Annotated in this window: 20 protein-coding genes; 9 read left to right on the plus strand and 11 right to left on the minus strand. The window is 71.6% G+C overall.

Features of this window, described 5'->3' with window-relative positions; all coding sequences use genetic code 11:
• Window positions 1–6 precede the first annotated feature (6 nt).
• The 4 genes from ACGFY9_RS23090 to ACGFY9_RS23105 form a co-directional block, all read right to left on the minus strand.
• Window positions 7–744 (minus strand): bifunctional DNA primase/polymerase, encoded by a 738-nt coding sequence (locus tag ACGFY9_RS23090; RefSeq protein ID WP_393756868.1) that lies wholly within the window; start codon window positions 742–744, stop codon window positions 7–9.
• 218 nt (window positions 745–962) lie between these two features.
• A complete protein-coding gene (locus ACGFY9_RS23095) occupies window positions 963–1,958 on the minus strand; it encodes a small ribosomal subunit Rsm22 family protein (protein WP_393756870.1) in 996 nt (331 codons plus the stop codon).
• Window positions 1,959–2,197: 239 nt separating this feature from the next.
• Window positions 2,198–3,370 carry a serine hydrolase domain-containing protein gene (locus ACGFY9_RS23100; RefSeq protein WP_393756872.1) on the minus strand — a complete coding sequence of 391 codons (1,173 nt, stop codon included), beginning with the start codon at window positions 3,368–3,370 and terminating at the stop codon, window positions 2,198–2,200.
• Entirely contained in the window at window positions 3,322–4,608 is a 1,287-nt protein-coding gene (locus tag ACGFY9_RS23105) for a multidrug effflux MFS transporter (RefSeq protein WP_393756874.1), read from the minus strand. The genes ACGFY9_RS23100 and ACGFY9_RS23105 overlap by 49 nt, the downstream gene beginning before the upstream one ends.
• A gap of 87 nt (window positions 4,609–4,695) precedes the next feature.
• Here ACGFY9_RS23105 and ACGFY9_RS23110 point away from each other — a divergent pair, with 87 nt between their 5' ends.
• Together ACGFY9_RS23110 and ACGFY9_RS23115 are read left to right on the plus strand one after the other, a co-directional pair.
• Window positions 4,696–5,694: a Gfo/Idh/MocA family protein gene (locus ACGFY9_RS23110; protein WP_393756876.1), complete on the plus strand. Its 999-nt coding sequence runs from the start codon at window positions 4,696–4,698 to the stop codon at window positions 5,692–5,694.
• 16 nt (window positions 5,695–5,710) lie between these two features.
• Window positions 5,711–6,472 carry an SDR family oxidoreductase gene (locus ACGFY9_RS23115; RefSeq protein WP_393756878.1) on the plus strand — a complete coding sequence of 254 codons (762 nt, stop codon included), beginning with the start codon at window positions 5,711–5,713 and terminating at the stop codon, window positions 6,470–6,472.
• A 243-nt stretch (window positions 6,473–6,715) separates the two neighbouring features.
• Here the strand turns inward: ACGFY9_RS23115 and ACGFY9_RS23120 are convergent, their stop codons facing one another.
• Entirely contained in the window at window positions 6,716–7,894 is a 1,179-nt protein-coding gene (locus ACGFY9_RS23120) for a D-alanyl-D-alanine carboxypeptidase family protein (protein WP_393756880.1), read from the minus strand.
• Between the two features lie 274 nt (window positions 7,895–8,168).
• On the opposite strand from ACGFY9_RS23120, the gene ACGFY9_RS23125 reads away from it, so the two are divergent.
• Window positions 8,169–9,647: an ABC transporter permease gene (locus ACGFY9_RS23125; RefSeq protein ID WP_393756882.1), complete on the plus strand. Its 1,479-nt coding sequence runs from the start codon at window positions 8,169–8,171 to the stop codon at window positions 9,645–9,647.
• A gap of 100 nt (window positions 9,648–9,747) precedes the next feature.
• Window positions 9,748–10,482: an ABC transporter ATP-binding protein gene (locus ACGFY9_RS23130; protein ID WP_393756884.1), complete on the plus strand. Its 735-nt coding sequence runs from the start codon at window positions 9,748–9,750 to the stop codon at window positions 10,480–10,482.
• Window positions 10,483–10,657: 175 nt separating this feature from the next.
• On the opposite strand, the gene ACGFY9_RS23135 is transcribed toward ACGFY9_RS23130, so the two are convergent.
• On the minus strand, window positions 10,658–11,653 hold the full coding sequence (locus tag ACGFY9_RS23135) for an aldo/keto reductase (RefSeq protein WP_393756886.1): 996 nt from the start codon (window positions 11,651–11,653) through the stop codon (window positions 10,658–10,660).
• Window positions 11,654–11,747: 94 nt separating this feature from the next.
• Window positions 11,748–12,074, minus strand: coding sequence for a nuclear transport factor 2 family protein (locus tag ACGFY9_RS23140; protein WP_393756888.1), 327 nt, complete (start codon window positions 12,072–12,074; stop codon window positions 11,748–11,750).
• Between the two features lie 122 nt (window positions 12,075–12,196).
• Here ACGFY9_RS23140 and ACGFY9_RS23145 point away from each other — a divergent pair, with 122 nt between their 5' ends.
• From ACGFY9_RS23145 to ACGFY9_RS23165, 5 genes are all read left to right on the plus strand, one after another.
• Window positions 12,197–12,742, plus strand: a complete 546-nt coding sequence (locus ACGFY9_RS23145) for a DoxX family membrane protein (RefSeq protein ID WP_393756890.1) — start codon at window positions 12,197–12,199, stop codon at window positions 12,740–12,742.
• Window positions 12,743–12,785: 43 nt separating this feature from the next.
• Entirely contained in the window at window positions 12,786–13,178 is a 393-nt protein-coding gene (locus ACGFY9_RS23150; protein ID WP_393756892.1) for a MazG-like family protein, read from the plus strand.
• A gap of 37 nt (window positions 13,179–13,215) precedes the next feature.
• Window positions 13,216–14,613: a hypothetical protein gene (locus ACGFY9_RS23155; RefSeq protein WP_393756894.1), complete on the plus strand. Its 1,398-nt coding sequence runs from the start codon at window positions 13,216–13,218 to the stop codon at window positions 14,611–14,613.
• A 221-nt stretch (window positions 14,614–14,834) separates the two neighbouring features.
• Complete coding sequence (locus ACGFY9_RS23160; RefSeq protein WP_393756896.1) at window positions 14,835–15,713, plus strand: NAD(P)-dependent oxidoreductase; 879 nt, start codon at window positions 14,835–14,837, stop codon at window positions 15,711–15,713.
• Window positions 15,714–15,828: 115 nt separating this feature from the next.
• Complete coding sequence (locus ACGFY9_RS23165; RefSeq protein WP_393756898.1) at window positions 15,829–16,494, plus strand: DUF4232 domain-containing protein; 666 nt, start codon at window positions 15,829–15,831, stop codon at window positions 16,492–16,494.
• A 24-nt stretch (window positions 16,495–16,518) separates the two neighbouring features.
• On the opposite strand, the gene ACGFY9_RS23170 is transcribed toward ACGFY9_RS23165, so the two are convergent.
• The 4 genes from ACGFY9_RS23170 to ACGFY9_RS23185 all read right to left on the minus strand — a co-directional run bounded on the left by ACGFY9_RS23170 (window position 16,519) and on the right by ACGFY9_RS23185 (window position 20,195).
• Window positions 16,519–17,121, minus strand: a complete 603-nt coding sequence (locus ACGFY9_RS23170) for an ATP/GTP-binding protein (protein WP_393756900.1) — start codon at window positions 17,119–17,121, stop codon at window positions 16,519–16,521.
• On the minus strand, window positions 17,102–17,476 hold the full coding sequence (locus ACGFY9_RS23175) for a DUF742 domain-containing protein (protein ID WP_393756902.1): 375 nt from the start codon (window positions 17,474–17,476) through the stop codon (window positions 17,102–17,104). Before ACGFY9_RS23175 ends, ACGFY9_RS23170 begins: the two co-directional genes overlap by 20 nt.
• On the minus strand, window positions 17,473–17,910 hold the full coding sequence (locus ACGFY9_RS23180; RefSeq protein ID WP_393756904.1) for a roadblock/LC7 domain-containing protein: 438 nt from the start codon (window positions 17,908–17,910) through the stop codon (window positions 17,473–17,475). The genes ACGFY9_RS23175 and ACGFY9_RS23180 overlap by 4 nt, the downstream gene beginning before the upstream one ends.
• A 512-nt stretch (window positions 17,911–18,422) precedes the next feature.
• On the minus strand, window positions 18,423–20,195 hold the full coding sequence (locus ACGFY9_RS23185; RefSeq protein ID WP_393756906.1) for a helix-turn-helix domain-containing protein: 1,773 nt from the start codon (window positions 20,193–20,195) through the stop codon (window positions 18,423–18,425).
• Window positions 20,196–20,620: the final 425 nt, after the last annotated feature.

Consider the following 20,620-nt stretch of genomic DNA (forward strand, 5'->3'; position numbering starts at 1 on the left):
AGGAGGTCAACGGCCCAGCGGCCAGGCCGAGTTCGCGTGGTCCGGTTCCGCTCCCGCGTGGCGGGCGCAGGCGTCCGTGAGGGTTTCGAGGAGGGTCAGCGGGTCGGGCAGGGGATGCTCGGGGCCGCGTACCCAGTGAACGGACTGGTTCTCGCCGGGGAGTTGGGCCGGGGGGACCAGGACGTAGGAGCCGCGGCAGTGCCAGCGCAGGCCGGGGTGTTCGTCCATCGTCTCGGGGTGGCAGTCCAGTTCGCACGGCCACCACTCGTCCTCGTCCTCGGGGGTGCCGCGGGTGAGGGTGAAGAAGAGCAGCCGTCCGTCGTCGCTCGCGGCGACCGGGCCGACCTCGACACCGGCGGCGAGCAGCCGCTCCAGTGCCTCGTGGCCCGCTTCGAGGGGTACGTCCAGGACGTCGTTGACCATGCCGGTCGCGGTGATGAAGTTGGCCTGCGGCTGGTGGCGGGCCCAGCGCTCGATCTGGGCGCGGTCGGTCGTGGACTGCGTCTGCCAGGCGAACGACACGGGATGCCGGGCCGGTGTGGGGCAGCCCACACGGTCGCACGAACATCGGTAGCCCGGAGCCGGGTGCGCGGCGGGGGCGAGCGGCAGCCCGGCCTCGGCGGCGGCCAGCAGCAGCGCCTCGCGTCCGCTGCCGTCGTCGGGGGCCTCCTGCGGGCGGCGTCCACGCAGCCACGAGGAGAGTCTGCCCTGCCGACCGGTCCGGCCACCGAACGTCGCGCTCATCTATCTCCTCGCCCTGCTGTTGTCGCCTTGCCGTCTTGCCCTGCCGTCGTGCGAAGCCCTGCCGTTGTGCGGAGAACTTCCCCTATGGTCCCACCATCCTGCGCCTTGAGAGGCGGGACCCCGCATCCGGGGTGGGTGGGACGAGACACACCGAGACCCGGATCAGCGGCTATCAGACGATTTGGCGGGATTTACGGCCTTCAAGGCCACCTGCGGTTCTACGGCTGTGAGGTGTACGGCGGCCAGGGGTCGCCCCAGTTCGTGTCCCGGGCCGCCTTGTACAGGTCGCCGTGGCGTTTGGTGACCGTCGTCCGGCGCAGCTGCTCGTCGGTCTCGCAGAGGTCGAGGAGTACCTGTCCCTTGCGGATCTGCGGGCGGCGTACGACGCGGGCGGGGGCGGGTTCGACGGGGAAGCGGGCGGCGGCCACGTAGCTGAACTTCTCGTCCTCGTACGGCAGGGAGCCACCCTTGACCTGGCGGTGCAGGGAGGAACGGCTGACCCGCGCCGAGAAGTGGCACCAGTCCTCGCCGGGGGTGATCGGGCAGGCGGCGCTGTGGGGGCAGGGGGCGGCGATGTGGAAACCGGCGGCGATGAGTCTGTCCCTGGCCTCGATGACGCGGGCGTAACCGGCGGGGGTGCCTGCTTCGACGATCACGACGGCCTGGGCTGCGGATGCGGCGGCGTCGACGAGGGTGGCTCGGTCGGGGGCGGTGAGTTCGTTGAGGACGTAGGAGACGGTGACGAGGTCGGTGGGGTCGAGGGTGAGCGCGGATCCGATCCGTGCGCGCCGCCAACTGACCTTGCTCAGCGCCGGGTTGGCGGCGGCGATCTCTTTCCCCAGGGCGAGCGCGGGCTCGGCCCAGTCGAGGACGGTCACCGGGCGATCACCGTCCCAGGTGGCGGCGACGGCCCAGGTGGCGGCACCGGTCCCGCCGCCGACGTCCACGTGTCCCTGCGGGGCCCAGTCGGGTACGGCGTCCGCGAAGGCGTCCAGCGCGGAACGTACGGCTTCGAAAGTCGCCGGCATCCGGTACGCCGCGTAGGCCGCCACGTCCGCACGGTCCCGCAGGATCGGGGCGTCGGTCGGGGTGGCACCCCGGTAACTGGCGATCAGCCGCTCCACAGCCCCGGCGGCCTGCCTGGGCGGAAGCCCGTCGAGCAGGCGGGCCAGAGCGGTACGGAGGGTTTCGGCCGGGGCCACGGGGTCGTTCACCCGCCGATTCTAAGTGCCCCGGGGCTCCAGCCGAGGTCCCTGGGGGCTCCGCCCCCAGACCCCCGAGGCCTATGCCCACCCACCACCCATGGCGGGGCATGGAAGAACTCGGCTCAAAAAGCCCGCCCTACCCGCACCTCTCAAACACAGCCCCGCTTACGAAGGGGCGCGAGGAACCGCGCGACCAGCCCCCACCGGGCCGCACCACACAACACAACCGGCACCACCCCGCACCCCTCTCACCCTCTAACCGCCCGAGCCACCCGCGTCCCCGCAGCCGCCCGAGGCCCACTGTCCGCCCCCCGCCTTCGCGGATGCACGGTGTTGGCCAGCAGGACCAGGAACGTGTCCGTAGCCGGATCCAGCACCACCGACGTCCCCGTGAACCCCGTGTGCCCCACCGCCCCCCGCCCCGCCAACTCCCCCATGAACCAGGCCTGATCGACCCCGAAGCCGAGCCCCGGCGGGGTCAGCAACAACTCCACGAAGTCGGATCCCAGGATGCGGGCGGGCCCATACGAACCCCCCGCCAGCAACGTGCGGCAGAAGACCGCCAGATCACGGCCCGTCGAGAACAGGCCCGCGTGACCGGCCACGCCACCCAGCGCCCACGCGTTCTCGTCGTGGACGACACCCCGCAGCATCCCCCGGTCCGCCTTGGCCCATGGGCGGCGCTGGTCCTCCGTCGCCGCCGCGCCGGGGCAGGGGCCGAAGTCCGTGGACGTCATGCCCAACGGGCGGGTGATGCCGTCGTGGATGAGGACGTCGAGTGTGCGGCCGCTGATGCGTTCCAGAACGAACTGGAGCAGGAGGAGGTTCAGGTCCGAGTAGACGTACTCGCCCGGCTCCCCCGCCGGCGCCTCCGTTCGGAGCATCGACAGGCGTTCGGCGTCGTCGGCACAGTCGTAGAGCGGGAGTTCGGGGCGCAGGCCCGAGGTGTGGGTGAGGAGTTGGCGGACGGTGATGCCGTGGCGGGCCGCGGCCCGGAAGTCCGGCAGGTACGCGCCCACCCTGGCGTCTATGCCCAGCGTGCCCCGCTCGATCTGCTGCATCGCGGCCACCGCCGTGAACAGCTTGGTGACCGAGGCCAGGTCGAAGGGGGTGTCCACTGTCGTCGGGACGCGGGACGCCGGTGGCAGTTCGACGCCCCGGTCGGCCTCGGGGTCGTAGGCGGAGTAGCGAACGGCCCAGCCCGCCGCCTCCTCCACGGCGATCACCGGGCCGCGGCCGGCGACCACGACGGTGCCCGCCGCCCAGGGGTGGTCGCCGGTGGTGAGGTCGTGGACCTGCCGGACCAGGTGGCGGAGTTCCTCGGGGTCGAGGCCGGCCCGTTCCGGGGTGTCGTTGCGCAGTCTCGGGGCGCTCAGCTCCCCACTCCCTCCGCGGTCGTACGTGTGTTCCAAGGACGGCACATTCCCACGAAGCAGGCCACCGCCACCAGTGCGGCCACCAGTTGGACGACCGCCATCGGGACGGCGGTGTGCTCGCCCGCGATGCCGACCAACGGGGAGGCGACCGCGCCGATCAGGAAGGATGACGTGCCCAGCAGCGCGGACGCCGAACCCGCCGAGTGGCGCGTGCGCATCAACGCGAGGGTCTGGGCGTTGGGGAGCGTCACGCCCATCGCCGACATCAGGACGAACAGACCGGCCGCCACCGGGACCAGGCCCACCTGCCCGAACGCGCCCGTGGCCATCAGCAGCAGCGCCGTCGCCGCCAGCAGCACCACCGCCAGGCCAGCGCCCAGGACCTTGTCCATGGAGACCCTGCCCACCAGCAGTTTTCCGTTGATCTGGCCCACCGCCACCAGGCCGACCGAGTTGATGCCGAAGAGGAGGCTGAAGGTCTGCGGGGTCGCGCCGTAGATCTCCTGGACGACGAAGGGGGACGCCGAGATGTACGCGAACAGCGCCGCGAAGGAGAAGCCGCCCGTGAGCATGTAACCCGTGAAGGGGAGGTCGGCCAGGAGGGCGCGCATGCCGCGCAGGGCCTCCGCCGTGCCGCCCGCGTGGCGGTCCGCCGGGGCGAGGGTCTCGGGGAGGCGGGTCCAGACGAGGACCGCGAGCGCCGTCCCGACGAACGTCAGGACCACGAACACCCCCCGCCAGTCCGTGACCCTCAGGATCTGGCCGCCGACCAGCGGCGCGACGATCGGGGCCACCCCGGAGACCAGCATCAGGGTGGAGAAGAAGCGGGCCATGGCCACGCCGTCGTACAGGTCGCGTACGACCGCCCGCGCGATCACTATTCCGGCCGCGCCCGCCAGGCCCTGGAGCAGGCGGAAGGCGACCAGGGATTCGACGTTCGGCGCGACCGCGCACAGGGCCGTCGCCACGACGTAGACCGCGAGGCCGGTCAGCAGCGGGCGTCTGCGGCCCCACTTGTCGCTCATCGGGCCCACCACCAACTGGCCCAGCGCCATGCCCGCCAGGCAGGCGGTGAGCGTGAGTTGGACGGTCGCCGCGGGTGCGTGCAGGGAGCGGGTGACCGCCGGGAGCGCGGGGAGGTACATGTCCATCGACAGCGGCGGGGTCGCGGTGAGGCCGCCGAGGACGAGGATCATGAAGAGGCCCGCGCGACGGGTCGCCTTGGGCGACGACGGTACGGCGGACCGCGGCACGGCCTGCGCCTGCGCCTCCTGCTCGGGCATGTGCCCCTCCCTCTCCGAGTGATCCGCCACCTATGCTCTCAGCTCGTACAGGGTGCCGAGGGTCTGGTGAGCGAGGGTGGGGCCGCGATGACGGAACAGAGGGTGCGCTGGGGAGTCCTGGCGACCGGCGGGATCGCGGCCGCGTTCGCGGCGGAGCTCGTCGATCTGCCGGACGCCGAGCTGGTCGCGGTGGCCTCCCGGACGGAGCCCTCGGCGAAGGCCTTCGCGGAACGTTTCGGGATCGAGCGGGCCTACGGCGACTGGGACGCACTGGCGAACGACGCGGACATCGATGTCGTCTACGTCGCCACCCCGCACGCGGCGCACCGCGCGGCCGCCGGTCTCTGCCTGGAGGCCGGGCGGAACGTGCTCGTCGAGAAGGCCTTCACCCTGAACTCCCGCGAGGCGACGGAACTTGTCGCGCTGGCGGGCGAGCGCGGCAGCTTCCTGATGGAGGCCATGTGGATGTACTGCCATCCGCTGATACGGCGGCTCAAGTCGCTTGTCGACGACGGGGCTGTCGGTGAGGTCCGCACCGTTCAGGCCGACTTCGGGCTCGCGGGACCCTTCCCGCCCGCACACCGGCTGCGCGACCCGGCGCAGGGCGGCGGCGCGCTGCTGGACCTCGGGGTGTACCCGGTGTCGTTCGCTCATCTGCTGCTCGGTGAGCCCGCCGACGTGAAGGCGTCGGCCGTGCTCTCGCCCGAGGGCGCCGATCTGCAGACGGCGGCGCTGTTCACCTGGGACAGCGGCGCGCTGGCCGCGCTGCACTGCTCGATCGTCGGCGGTACGGGGACCTCGGCGTCGGTGACCGGTTCGCTGGGGCGGATCGACATCCCGGACGGCTTCTTCCACCCGGAGCGGTTCGTGCTGCACCGGGACGGGCGCGACCCCGAGGAGTTCGTCCTCGACCCGGCGGACGGGCCGCGCAACACGCTGCGCCACGAGGCGTCCGAGGTGATGCGGGCGGTGCGGGCCGGGGAGACCGAGTCGCCGCTGGTGCCGCTGGAGGGGACCCTCGCGGTGATGCGGACGCTGGACGCGGTGCGGGAGCGGATCGGGGTGCGGTACCCGCAGGAGGGGTGACTCGTAGGCTGCGGCCATGAACGCTGAGGAATCGTCGAGGATCGCCGTGGTGACCGGCGCCGGCTCCGGCATCGGGCGCGCGGTCACCGTGGAACTGCTGCGCGCGGGCTGGTCGGTGGCGCTGGCCGGCCGCCGCACCGGACCGCTGGAGGAGACGGCCGCGCTGGTGCCCGAGGGCGCCTCCCTCGCCGTTGCGACGGATGTGGCGCGGCCGGAGGACGTGGACGGGCTGTTCGACGCCGCCGTGGAGCGGTTCGGGCGGGTGGATCTGCTGTTCAACAACGCGGGGACCTTCGGGCCCGGTGGGGTGGCGGTGGAGGACCTGCCGTACGACGCGTGGCGGCACGTGGTGGACACCAATCTCAACGGGGCGTTCCTGTGTGCGCAGGCGGCGTACCAGCGGATGAAGGAGCAGGTGCCGCAGGGCGGGCGGATCATCAACAACGGGTCGATCTCCGCGCACACGCCTCGGCCGCACTCCGTGGCCTACACCGCGACCAAGCACGCGCTGACGGGGCTCACCAAGTCGCTGTCGCTGGACGGGCGGCCGTACTCGATCGCGGTCGGGCAGATCGACATCGGGAACGCGGCGACCGACATGACGGCGCGGATGGAGACCGGGGCGTTGCAGGCCAACGGGGTGGTCGCCCCGGAACCGGTGATGGATGTCGCGGATGTGGCGCGGACCGTGCGGCACATGGCGGAGCTGCCGTTGGGGGCGAACGTGCAGTTCGCGACGGTGCTGGCGACCGCGATGCCGTACGTGGGGCGCGGCTAAGTCGATTGGCACAAACGGAATTTGACCATCCGCACCATTGCGCCCGGTTGCTGACCTATGCTCAACTCTCTCCACCAAAGCTTCACACTTGGAGCACGGGGCTTCCGCAATATGGGAGCGCTGTGTTCCGCGGACCAAAACCGAGGGGGGAGAGGCGACAGTCGTTCCACGACCCGGGTGGGGGTGGAGCCCGCGTGGGACCGCGGGTTACGCACCGGACCGTGGAGCGGCTGTCGCGTCACATCAACTCCCGTCGAGTTCCTGGGACTTCGCCGCCGCTACGGCCGCCCGTCGCCTGCGCAACGCGAACGCGCCGCCCGCGAGCACAGCGACCGTCCCCGCCGCGCCTTCCAGCAGCCGCCAGGGCGAGGGACCGTCCGACGAGGACGCGGCGGCTCCGGTGGCGCCCGGCGCCCCCTTCGCGCCCTTCCCCGACGGTGTCGGGCTCGCGGTCGCCCCGCCCTCGCTCAGCGGCTCGACCAGCGTGCCCACGGCCTGGGCCGAACTCCCTTTGCCGAAGCCCCAGTCGAGGAGCGCGGCGGTCTCCTTGTAGACCTCGTTGCCGCCGTTCGCGGGGTGCATCACGGTGACCAGGAGGGTACGGCCGTCGCGGGTGGCGGCACCGGTGAAGGTGTTGCCGGCGTGGCTGGTGTAGCCGTTCTTCACGCCGATGATGCCGCGGTACGGGCGCAGGCCGTAGGCGCCGCTGAGCAGACGGTCGGTGTTCTGGATCTGGAAGGTCTTCTTGCCGCCGGCCGGGAAGTCCGCGGTCCGGGTCGAGCAGTAGGAGCTGAAGTCGTCGTCGTGCAGCCCGTGCCGGGCGAAGAGCGTGAGGTCGTACGCCGACGAGACCTGCCCGGGGTGGTCGAAGCCGTCCGGGCTCACCACGTGCGTGTCCAGGGCCTGGAGGTCCTTCGCCTTGGCCTGCATCTCGGCGACCGTCCGCGCGATCCCGCCGTTCATGTGGGCCAGTACGTGCACGGCGTCGTTGCCGGAGCGAAGGAAGACGCCCTGCCACAACTGGTGGACGCTGTACAGGATTCCGGGCTTCACGCCGACGAGGCTGGAGCCGGAGGGGACGTCGGCGAGGTCGGCGTCGGTCACCCGGTAGGTGCGGGTCCGCTCGAACTTCCCCAGCACGGTGTCGGCGAACAGCATCTTCAGCGTGGACGCGGGCGCGAGCCGCTGGTGCGCGCGGTACGAGGCGAGCACCTCGCCGGTCTCGTGGTCGGCGATCAGCCAGGAGCGGGCCGTGAGCTTCTTGGGCAGCGTGGAGGCGTCGCCGGCCTGGATCCCGTCGCGGGCCAGCCGCTCACCGCCGATCGCGGTAGCCGCGGACGCGGGTGCGGCCGCCGCCAGGGGAAGAGCGGCGGCGGTCAGGCCGAGAGCGGCACGCCGGGTGAGCCGAGAGGAATCGCGCATCCCGGGACCGTACAAAACGCGGGCGCGGGCGTGCACGGCGGGGTCCGTCGCGAGGCGCCGGAAGGATGATCGACAGCCCATGTCAGCAGGCCATTGAACAGGGGTTTCCTGGCAGGAAGCCCTCGTCAGCTTAGGAATGAGCTGTCTGACGCAATTCTGATTTCGGGCCTCTTTTTCTCAGGCCAGACACATCCTTTACTCAGGTCGACTCAAAGGTTCCTCCATAGCTTGTGGCCGCGCCCACAGCGGGCGCCAAGAACCTTTGGGGAATGGGATGTTTGGCATCTATCTCAAGCGCGAGCTGGGCCGGCGCAAGAAGGCGGCCCTGGTCATCGCGATGGGTCTGGCGCTCGGTATCGCGCTGGTCATCACCGTCAACTCGGTGTCGGCCGGCATGAATCAGGCTCAGGACAAGGTCCTCAAGTCTCTTTACGGTCTCGGAACCGACATGACCGTGACCAAGGCGCAGTCGGCCCCCAAGGCCGGCAGCTCGCAGGGTCCCAGCTTCAAGTTCGGCGCCACCTCCTCCAGCAGCAGCTCGCAGAGCTCGGACCGGGTGAACACGCAGGGCGGTCAGGCCCTCGCGTCCTCCCTGGTCACCAAGGTCGGCTCGCAGAAGGGCGTGTCCACGGCGGTCGGCGCGCTCACCCTGAACGTCACCAAGGTCGACGGCTCCTTCACCCAGGGCAAGGCGAAGTCCTCCACCACGTCCGGCTCTTCGGGGTCCTCGCAGCAGGGTGGCCCCGGCGGCAGCGGCACCAGCAGCACCGGTGCGCCGCAGGTCCAGGGCGGCGGCGCCAACTTCAACGTGAACTCGTACTCGGTCGCGGGCATCGACGTCACCAACCAGACGCTGGGCCCGCTGTCCACGTCGAAGATCACCACCGGCAAGACCTTCACGACCGCGCAGACCAACGCGAAGGTCGCGATCGTCAGCAAGTCGTACGCCAAGACGAAGAAGTACAAGGTCGGTTCGACCTTCAAGATCTCCAGCACCAAGTTCACGGTCATCGGCATCGCGACGCCCAACAGCAGCGAGTCCACGATCGACGTGTACGTGCCGCTGAAGCAGGCGCAGACGCTGAGCGACTCGAAGAACAAGGTCACCACGATCTACGTCAAGGCGACCGACTCCAAGCAGATCTCGGCCGTCAAGACGACCATCCAGAAGAACATCTCGGGTACGACGGTCACCACCTCCGCCGACCTCGCGTCCACGGTCTCCGGTTCGCTGTCCACCGCCTCCAACCTCGCGACCAGCGTGGGCAAGTGGCTGTCCATCGCGGTCCTGATCGCCGCGTTCCTCGTCGCCGCGCTGCTCACCTCGTCGGCGGTCTCCCGCCGGGTACGTGAGTTCGGCACGCTGAAGGCGCTCGGCTGGCCGAGCCGCAGGGTGACCCGGCAGGTCGTCGGCGAGTCCATGGTCAACGGTCTGATCGGCGGCGGTCTCGGTATCGCGCTGGGCCTCCTGGCGGCCTACACGGTCACCGCGATCAGCCCCAAGCTCACCGCGCAGCTCGGCTCCACCGGCGGCGGTGGCGGCCAGGGCGGCGGCCCCGGCGGCGGCCAGGGCGGTCCCGGCCAGCAGGCCACCTCCAACACCCTGGAGATCGCCCTGAACGCGCCGGTCTCGCTGACCACGATCGCCCTCGCGGTGGGCCTGGCCGTCACCGGCGGTCTGATCGCCGGCGCGATGGGCGGCTGGCGTGCCTCGCGGATGCGTCCGGCGGACGCGCTGCGCAGCGTGTCGTAGCCGACCGGCCGTATCCCCCTGATCCGGGGCGCCGCCTCCACTCCCCCCGAGAGGCGGCGCCCCGACCCTCTTCTTCACAGACGTTCACGACGGAGATTCCATGTACAAGCTCACCGGCGTCACCAAGCGCTACTCGCGGGGCAAGGAGACGGTCGAGGCGCTGCGCGGCGTCGACCTCACGATCGAGGACGGCGACCAGCTCGTCATCCAGGGCCCCACCGGCGGCGGCAAGTCGACGCTGCTGCAGATGATCGGCGGCCTGGACCGCCCCTCCGAGGGCAGTGTCGAGCTGGACGGCGTCAACCTCGCCACCATCAGCGAGGCCAAGCTGACCCGGCTGCGGGCCGAGAAGATCGGCATCATCTTCCAGTCCTTCAACCTCATCCCGACGCTCACCGCGCAGGAGAACGTCGAGACGGCCCTGGTGCCGCTCGGCGTCAAGCCGGCCGAGCGCCGCGAGCGGGCCGCCGAGGCGCTCTCGTCGGTCGGTCTCGGCGACCGGCTGAAGCACGCCCCGTCCGAACTCTCCGGCGGCCAGCAGCAGCGCGTCGCGATCGCCCGCGCGCTGGTCAAGAAGCCGAAGGTGCTCCTCGCCGACGAGCCCACCGGCAACCTCGACGAGGGCACCCGCGACGACATCATGGGCCTGCTCGAAGGCCTCTGGCACGAGTACGGGCTGACCTTCATCATGGTCACCCACGACTCGTCGATCGCCCGCCGCGCACCGCGCCTGGCGACCATCAAGGCCGGCCAGATCAGGCTGACCGAACAGGGCCGGGGCGGCCGGTTCACCCCTCAGCAGCAGTACGCGGAACACGGCAACCAGGGTTACTGAGCCCACCTGTTGGTCCCGTCGGGGCCGTTCACCTGCCGAGCACGCGGTCGATCTCGACCAACTGCTCCGCGGTGAGCGGCCCCTTCGCGATCGCGCCCGCGCTCTGCTCGGCGTGTGCGGCTGCGCGGGCCCACGATCCAGGACTACCGCCCCCGGAGACGGTCCCGTCGTCCGCTCACCGCCCGAGCACCTGGTCGACCTCCGCCAACTGCTCCGCGGTGAGCGGCCCCTTCGCGATCGCGCCCGCGTTCTGCTCCGCCTGGGTGACCGAGCGGAAGCCGGGGATCGGTACGGTGCGCGGGCTGCGGGCCCAGAGCCAGGCGAGGGCGCCCTGGGCCGGGGTACGGCCCTCGGAGGTCAGGATCTCGCGCAGGGCTTCGACGCGGGCGACGTAGTCCTCGTCGGCGCCCGCGCCCTGCTTGAAGCCCTGCATCCAGGCCGGGGGCGTGTTGCGGATGTCGCCGGCCTCCAACTCCCGTCCCGGCGCCTGCTTTCCGGTGAGCAGGCCCATCGCGAGGGGGCTGCGGTTGATGCTGGCCAGGCCCAACTCCTCGCACAGCGCGAACATTTCAGGGGCGTCCTGCAACACGTTCGCCGCGTGCTGCACGGCCGCGCAGTGCTCCCCCTCGGCGAAGACGGCGGCGCGGGCGGGGTCGTCGGTGCTCCAGGCGTAGGCGCGGATGAGCCCCTCACGCACGAACTCCTCGCACTGGTCCCGGAGTTGGGCCGCCCGTCCCAAGTCCGCGTCGGACAGGTGCAGTTGGTACAGGTCGATGTGGTCGGTGTCGAGGCGCTTCAGGGATGCGGTCAGCGCGCGGCGGGCGTACTCCGGGGAGTCGTCGGCGCCGGTGAGGGTGCGGGTCTCCTCGTCGAAGACGTTGCCCCACTTGGTGGCCACGACGACATCGGCACGGCGCTTGCCGAGCGCACGGCCGAGGACGCGTTCGCTGTGCCCCGCGCCGTAGGTGTCGGCGGTGTCGAAGAACGTGACGCCCAGATCGAGGGCGCGCCGGACCGCCCGTACGGACTCCTCGTCGTCGACCTTGCCCCAGCCGAGCGGCTGCCCGCTCACGTCCTGCCACTCACCGCCGATGGCCCAGCAGCCGAAGCCGAGAGCGCTCACGTCGATACCGCTGCGGCCGAGGGTCCTGATGTTCGACTTCGTCTCCATGCCTGGGGACACTAGGAGTTGGAGCGCACTTCAGGTCAAGGGCTTTCACACAGGGGCTCACATCCCGTCGGGAGAAGCCTCTTTTTTACGGCGGTCAGGCCTGGCCCGTCTCGAAGCGGGCGATCCTGCCGTCCTCGCCGACCGTGAAACTCCACCGGGTGCGCATCTCGCCCCACGCGTCGTTGGAGTAGCGGGCGAGGAGGGCGCGGCCGCCGTCGGACTCGCGGTCGACCTCCATGTGGCCGTGGGAGGAGAAGATCTCCCGGTCGATCCACTCGGCGAGGTCACGGTCGGAGCCGTCGTCCGCCATCGTCGCGTCCGGCGCGAGCAGTGCCAGGAAGGCGTCGCGGTCATGGGCGTTGACGGCGCTGACGAACGCCCGGACCGCCGGATCGCTGAGTTTGGCTGTCTGAATCGTCATGCCGGTCAGACTCACACCGTTCCCCGGGGGCCGCCACCCGAACGGCGGTCTGCGCAGGCCCGCCCCGCGTCCGGGGTGCGACCGTGGAGGGACCGTCCCCGCCGCCTGATCAGGGAGTCACCGTGACCTGTTACGACCGACAAGATCTGGGCCTGCTGCTGCTCCGGCTGGGTACCGGCGGCGTGCTGGCCGCGCACGGCGCGCAGAAGCTGTTCGGCTGGTTCGGCGGGGGCGGGATCGAGGGCACCGGCGCGGCCATGGAGGCGATGGGGTACGCGCCGGGGAAGCAGAGTGCCGCGATGGCGGGGCTCGCGGAGGCGGGCGGCGGCGCCCTGCTCGCGTTGGGTCTGGCGACCCCGGCGGCGGGCGCGGCGGCGGCCGGCGCGATGACGGGAGCCGCCGCCGTGCACGCGCCCAACGGCTTCTTCGCGGCGGCCGGCGGCTACGAGTACGCGGCCTCCCTCGCCCTGACCGCGGCCGGCCTCGCGGTCACGGGCCCGGGCCGCATCTCCCTGGACCACGTGCTCGGGCACGCGGTGAACCGTGGCTGGATGGTCCCGGCAGCGCTCGCGGTGACGGGGGCGGCTACGGCCGTGGTGGTGGGCCTGCGGAACAGGCGGGTGCGGGAGGCGGCGGAGTTCGGGCAGGAGACGTTGTTCGACGAGTAGGCACGGGCGGGGACGGGCACGGCGGTGATGGCAGGCTGGGTCCATGAGTGAGCAGAAGGACCGGTCCCCCGACCTCTGGGCCGGCATCGACGACCTGTGGACCTGGCTGGAGGCCGAGCAGCCCCTCGACGGCCGTGAAGGCATGCTCCTGCGCATGCTGAAGCTGTCCGAGGAGGTCGGCGAGGTCGCCGAGGCGGTGATCGGGGCGACCGGCCAGAACCCGCGCAAGGGTGCCTCCCACACCTGGGACGACGTACAGGGCGAGTTGTGCGACGTCGTGATCACCGCGCTGGTGGCGCTGCGCACGCTCACCCCCGATACGCGGCAGGTCTTCACCCGCCACCTGGCCCGGGTCATGGAACGCTCCCTCGGCCCGTCCGCAGCTGTTCACCCCCGAGACCTGCCCACACCCCGCGGAGTTGGTGAGATCCGCTGAACCTTCTCGTCGACACCGAGCCGACGAAGGGGTCCCCGTGCAGGACTACATTTTCACCAGTGGGCGCAGGACGGTCGCCGTGGCGGGCACCTGCCTCGCTCTCGCCGCCCTGAGCCTGGGCAACAGCCAGGCGCACGCGGCGAGTTACGGCACACCGACCATCTCCCTCTCGGCCACCTACCTTTCCGGCGCGGTGGGCGCGGTCGGCGATCCGACGGTCCAGGTGACGGTCGCTCAGAGCGGCGCGGACGTCAGCGCGTTGACGGTCGCGGCCAGCAAGAGCAGCAAGACGTCCGTGGCGCCGGCGAGCGCGGTGACCGTGTCCGGCACCGGCGCCACCCGCCAACTCGCCGTCACGGCGGCCGCGCAGGGCTACACCGACCTGACGGTGAAGGTCACGGGCCTCGGCGGCAAGACGGCCACGAAGACCCTGCACTACGCGGCCTCGGCGTCGGTCCAACAGCCCACGGACACCCGCTACTTCACCGGCTCCAGCGACGCCTCCGCCGCGGTCGACGTGGGTGGCGGCTATGCCGTCGTAGCGGATGACGAGTCCAACGTCCTTCGCCTGTACGACCGTTCGGCCTCGGGCGCGCCTGTGAAGACCTGGGACTTCGGCAACGACATCGGCGTCGACAAGGAGATCGACATCGAGGGCGCGGCCCGCGTCGGCGACACGATCTACTGGACCGGCTCGCTCGGCAACAACAAGGACGGCGAGTACAAGTCGGCCCGCAACACGGTCTTCACCACGAAGGTGACCGGCACGGGCGCCAACACGACGCTCTCCTACGGCAGTTCGTACGGCAAGCTGCGCGACAACCTGGTGGCGTGGGACAAGGCGAACGGGAACCGGTACGGCTTCGCGGCGGGCACCGCGGACGGCGAGATCCCCAAGGAGATCGACGGGTTCAACGTGGAGGGGCTGGAGTTCGCGCCGGGCTCCACGACCACGGCGTATCTCGGTTTCCGGGCGCCGCTCGCCCCGGCGGTGGAGGGCGGCAAGGCGCTGCTCGTGCCGGTCACCAACATCGACAAGGTGGTCGCGAACGGCACCGCCGCCACCTTCGGCACGCCGATCGAGCTGGACCTCGGCGGCCTCTCGGTGCGCGACATCCGCAAGAACGCGGCGAACCAGTATCTGATCGTGGCCGGTTCCTGGGCCGCCGACGACAACTCCGACCCGTACGCCCTCTACTCCTGGACCGGCAACGCGGCCGACCGGCCGGTCAAGCTGCGCGACCTGCCGACCACGGACCCGGGCGCCTGGGAGGCGGTCGTCGACGTACCGGACCTGACGGCCTCGGGCGCCCGCGCCCAGCTGATCACCGACGACGGCGCGGCCGACCTGTACGGCGACGGCACCGAGGCGAAGGACCTCTCGTACCCGGAGTGGCAGAAGTCGCGCTCGACCTGGTTCACGGTCACCGGCTGAGGGGCCTGCGGTCACCGACTGACGTGCCTGCGGTCACGGGCCGACGGTCGGCGGCCGGGGGCCGTCGGGTCGACGGGTCGACGGTCGGCGGCCCGCAGTCACAGGCCCGACGGGTCCGCGATCACTGGTTGACGGACGGCGCGCGCCCCGCCGGGAGGCCGGGCGCGCGCCACCCTGGCACCCTGGTCCTCGACAACACCGTCGAGGACGAAAGCCGAGTCATGACCACCGAGAAGCTCACCGTAGGCGTCCTGGGCACCGGCATCATGGGCGCCGCGATGGCCCGCAACCTCGCCCGCGCCGGTCACACCGTGCACGCCTGGAACCGCACCCGCGCCAAGGCCGACCCCCTGTCCGCCGACGGCGCGAACGTCACCGACACGGTGGCGGAGGCCGTACGCGAGGCGGACGTGATCCTCACGATGCTCTACGACGGCGGCACCGTCCTCGACGTGATGCGCGAGGCCGCGCCCGTCCTGCGCCCCGGCGCCGCGTGGATCCAGTCGACGACGTCGAGCCTCGAATCGGTGGGCGAACTGGCCGAGTTCGCCCACCGGCACGACCTCGTCTTCTACGACGCCCCCGTCCTCGGCACCCGCCAGCCCGCCGAGGCCGGTCAGCTCACGGTCCTGGCGGCCGGTCCGGAGTCCGGCCGCGCGACGGTCACCCCGGTCTTCGACGCGGTCGGCGCCCGCACGATGTGGGTCGGCGAGGACGGCGCGGCGGCGACCGCGACCCGCCTGAAGCTGGTGGCCAACAGCTGGGTCCTGGCCGTGACGAACGCGGCGGGCGAGGCCCTCGCCCTGTCCAAGGCCCTGGACGTGAACCCCCAGAGCTTTCTCGACCTCATCGCCGGCGGCCCCCTCGACATGAGCTACCTGCACGCCAAGTCGGCCGCCATCCTCAACGACCGGCTGACTCCGGCGAGTTTCGCGGTCACGACGGCGGAGAAGGACGCCCGCCTCATCGTGCAGGCGGGCGCGGCGAACGGTGTACGGCTGGACGTGGCGGCTGCGGGGGCGGAGCGGTTGGCCCGGGCGGCGGCGCAGGGGCATGGGGACGAGGACATGGCGGCGGCCTATTTCGCGAGCTTCGACTGAGCGTCACCATTGCGTCACAGCCAGTACGTGGGCGGAACCCCGGGTGCGACGGACCTGTCTCTCTCCGCGAGTGCCGGTGAGAGCCGGTCCGTACACGGCAAGTTCGGGGGACGTCATGCAGAAGAGCAGCATCCGCAGGGCCACGATGGCGCTGGCCGCACTGTCGGCGGCGATGGTGATGACGGCGTGCCAGCCGGGTGACGCGGAGAGCGGGTCCGGCGGGTCGTCGGACGCGCCGGGCGCGACGGCCTCTCCCATCTCCTCCGGGTCCACTGGAACGTCTGGAACCACGGGATCGTCCGGGTCCACGGGATCGTCCGGGTCCACCGGCACGGCGGCGAAGGCCTGCGCGGCAACCGCCCTGAAAGCGACCGCCTACCAGGCCGCCGACCGCCCGGCCGGTACCGGGACCGGGGCAGCGGTCGTCCAGTTCACCAACACCGGTTCCAAGGCCTGCGTCCTCCAGGGGCACCCCACCGTCGCCGGTGCGGCGAACGGTTCCCCGGAGCTCAACGTTCCGCTCCAGGTCACGCCCGTCGGTACCGCCTCCCCGGTGAAGCTCGTCCCCGGTGGTCAGGCCTGGCTGAAACTGACCTTCGTGCAGGTGCAGGGTGAGGGAGACGGTTACTGCGAGTCCGGTTCGGCACCGGTGATCTATCCGACGATGGTGATCGGCCTGCCCGATGCCGGGGCTCACCAAGTCGCCCTGGACGACGGGCAGTTCGCAGAGTGCGACGGCACGCTGACCGCGACGGCCGTGTCCGCGACGAAGCCTTCATGACCGTACGGCCGACTGGTCGTACGGCTATGCCGACGCCTCCGCCGCCAGTCCCCGCATGACGTGTTCGAGGAGCGCGAGCAGGACCGTCTTCACCGACTCCTTGTCGCGGGCGTCGCACAGGACGAGGGGGATGTCGGGGGCGAGGTCGAGGGCGGCGCGGATCTCCTCGGGGTCCTCCTCGCAGACGCCGTTGAAGCAGTTGACGCCCACGGCGAAGGGGATGCCGCGGTGCTCGAAGAAGTCGACGGAGGGGAAGCAGTTCTCCAGGCGGCGGGTGTCGGCGAGGACGACCGCGCCGAGCGCGCCGCGGGACAGGTCGTCCCACATGAACCAGAAGCGGTCCTGGCCGGGGGCGCCGAAAAGGTAGACCACGAGGGCCGAACTGAGCGTGATCCGGCCGAAGTCCATGGCGACCGTCGTCGTGGTCTTCCGCTCCACCCCGGCGAGGTCGTCGACGCCGACGCTGGCCTCGGTGATGAGTTCCTCGGTGCGCAGGGGCGTGGTCTCGCTGATCGCGCCGACGAGGGTGGTCTTGCCGACGCCGAAGCCGCCCGCGACGAGGATCTTGGCGGTGGCGGCGTCGGGCGCGACGGTGATGGCGCGGCGGTCAGATTCTGCGTATGCCATCGATCACTGCCCGGAGGAAACGGGCGTCGGGGGTACCGGCCGCGGCGGGCGGGGAGACGGAGACGAGGTCGTTGTCCAGGAGGTCATCGAGCAACACCCGTATGACCGCGACGGGTTGGTCGAGCCGGGCGGCGACCTCCACCAGCGCGGTCGGCGTACGGCACAGGGCGAGCAGCCGGTTCTGTTCGGGCTGGAGGCGCTGGTCGCGGGTCGGCGGCCGGACGGTGCTGATCAGGGTGATCAGTTCGATACCGGGGTGGAAGGTCGGGGTGCGGCCGCCGGTCACCTGGTACGGGCGGACGAGCAGCGCGGGGTCTTCGTCCTCCCACGGGTCTTCCTCGGACCAATGTCTCATTCATGCTCACCCGCGAAGGGCGCGCCGCTGTACTCCGGGAATCGCGGGGGCGCGCTGAGGAACTGCCCCACCTGCCGTACGACCATGGTCATCTCGTAGCCGACGTTGCCGACGTCCACCTGCGAGGAGGCGAGTACGGCGAGGCGGGCGCCGCCGCCGGCGGTGGTGACGAAGAGGAAGAGGTCGTCCATCTCGATGACGGTCTGCTGCACGCGTCCGCCGCCGAAGTGCCGGCTGGTGCCCAGCGCGAGCGAGTGAACTCCCGAGGAAATGGCGGCGAGTTGCTCGGCGTCGTCCTGCGCGAGCCGTTCGGAGGAGCCGACGAGGAGCCCGTCCTCGGACAGGACGATGGCGTGCAGGGTCTCGGGGATCCGCTCGATCAGGTTGTCCAGCAGCCAGGCCAGTCCGCCGTGCGTGGTGTTGGGCGCAGTCATGGGGTGTTCCTTGTCGGACGGGGACGGGTGGGCAACTGACGCCGCTCGGGCGGGGCCGTGTTCCAGGTGGGCGCGGGGGCTTCTGCTTGCGGGGACGCCTGCCTGGGAGCGTTCCCTCGCGGTGACTTCGGCCGGGGGCCGTCTCCGGGCGGCGACGAGGGCCAGGCGGGCGCGGGCACGTCCTCCTGCTCGCGGGCCCTGCGCGTTCCGTCCCGCAGTGCGGCCAGCATCGACCGCGCCTGCTCGGGCCGCCGCTCGGCCTCCCGCCCGGCACCTCACCGCCAACTCCCCGGCCACAAAGACGTTTTGGCTGACTACCCAGGGGGAGGCGAGGGGGGGAGGGTGGCTCGGGGGCGCCGGGGGCGGGAAGACGGCTACGGGGCGAGCGGCCCGAACCGGAGACACCTGTGACCTAGTTCACAGTATGAAGACCGTCCAGGCGCACCAACTCCACCGGCCGCCGGGACCGTTGGGCGGGCGCCGTGCACGGAAGAACGCCCCCGCTGCCCCGCTCACCCCCGCCCCGGCGCCCCCAACAACCCCTCGCACTGCGCCCCCAGCCACGTCATCCCGTAGGTCTCCGCCCCCCGAGACGCCTCCCGCAGCAGCCGCACCGCGTTCGGCTCGCTCCCCGGACCCCCCACGCGGCGCACCGCGCGGGCCTGGGCCACGCGGAGGCGGGCGAGTTCGGGCTGGGAGGAGCGGGCCGGGACCGCGGCCTGGCGGAAGTGTTCGAGGGCGGTCTCCGGTTCGCCCGCGGCCAGGGCGAGGACGCCGCAGGCGCGGGCGGTCGGGCCGACGAGGACCGTGGGCCAGCCGCCCAGGGCGAGCTGCTGGCCGTCGTGCGGGGCGAGGCGCGCGCGGAGCGTGGGCAGCACCGGTGCCAACTCGGCCTCGAATCCGCCCTCCAGGTCCAGCGCCGCGCAGACCTCCGCGAGCAGGACGAGCGCGGGGACGGCCCAGCCCGACGGCGGGAAGCGGTCGACGTCGGCGACGCAGCCGAGGAAGAGGTCCGCGCCCTCGGCGTACTGCCCGGTCTCGCACATCGCGAGGGCAAGACCGGCCCGCCAGACCGGGAAGTAGGAGTGGCGCTCGACGTCACCGGCCAGGTCGGAGGTGAACAGCTCGGCCAGCCGGCCCTGTTGCCTCAGCAGCCAGTAGGCCTGGCCGAGGCGGGTCTGGGTGAGGTTGTCCGCGGGGACGGCGTAGTCGGCGCGGAGCAGCTCGATGAACTTCAGCGACTCCACGAAGATCCACTCGGCGGCGGCGTCGAACCGGCCGTGCCACAGGTCGAGCAGGGCGTCGAGGGTGTGCCGCTGCCACAGGGCGAGGGCGCTCTGGGTCTCGGCGGCGTGTTTGCGGTACTGGTTCGCGGTGGCGAGGGCGCTGAAGATCCTGCCGTTGCGGAGCTGGTCGACGGCGACGGCCATGAGGGCCTCACCGCGGAAGTAGGGCGAGTCCTGCCGGGCCGCGGCCTCGCGCAACCGCTCGGAGAGGGTCAGCGACTCGGGGGCCGGCATGAAGTCGTAGCGCGCCCAGCGGCACTCGGTGAGGACCTCGCAGCGCACCTCGTCGTCGCCGTCGTCGGGTAATCGGCGCAGCGTCTCCTCGGCGAGCCGCGCTCCCTCGGCGGGTCCCGCCAGTCCTGCCGCGGTGTCCTGGCTGACCGCCAGGGCCATCTTCTTCGCCAGATGCGCTTCGAGCCGCAGCCGCAGCCCCGCCGCCTCCGCGCCGCTGTCGCCGTCCAGCGCGGCCAGACAGCCCCGGATCAGCTGGAGCAGCTCACGGTCGACCTGCCCGGGATCGGACCAGCGGCGCGCCATCCTGATCACGGCCTCGGCCTGCGCGCGCGGGTCGCCCTCGGCGCTCCGGTAGGCGGCCGTGTAGTGCCGTTCTGCCTCCCGCATCCCGCCCGCGGTATGGCTGAGGTCACCGCGCCTCAGCAGCCGGCGGAACTCGGCACGGTCCGGGCCGCCGGCCGGACGCCCGTCCTTCTCCGGCGACCTGACCGCCCCGGGCGTCCGCTCACCCGCGCCGCCCCGGACCGCCTTCGGCACGGCGTCCGACCCGGGCAGCGGTGCCAGCCCGACCAGCGCGCCCTTGGCACCCAGCACCTCGTCGCACAGCTGGGCCAACTCCAGGGACGCCCTGCGGCGCCCGTTCTCCACGCGGCTCAGGAAGCTGCGGCTGCAGTACACCTTGCCGGCCAGCTCACTCAGCGACATGCCTGCCGCGATGCGGCGCCTGCGTAACTCGGCGCCGAATCCGTCGTACTCGATGACCATCCCCCCAACAACACACCGCCCGAACGGTGTTGCCAAATACCCGCTGGCAACACCGGACCCCTCCGGACCGGCCCGATGACCGGGGAAGCTGTCTGTGCCGGAGCCTACGGGCACGGGGGCGCGTCCTATGGGGGAACGGGCGCACTGATCATGCCTTCGGACGAACCCGGGGCGCGTGCTGCGGTCGATATGCCGGGGGCATCCGACCGCAGCACATCCGGCGCCCATTCACCCGTGTTCCACGGGGCATCCAAGAGCTGAACGACGACGGGGAAATGGGGGGTCCACGGTCCGGGGCGCGCGGGGGGCGCTCCGGACCCCGGATCATCCCGACGCCACCGACTGTCGTCCCGTCAGGGCGGCCACACACATGCGCGGGTCGCCCCGGTACACCTGTGCGCAGGCGTACCGGGGCGTGACCGTCG

Origin of the sequence: Streptomyces sp. NPDC048504 (genome assembly GCF_043200035.1) — a bacterium.
Classification (GTDB): Bacteria; Actinomycetota; Actinomycetes; order Streptomycetales; family Streptomycetaceae; genus Streptomyces.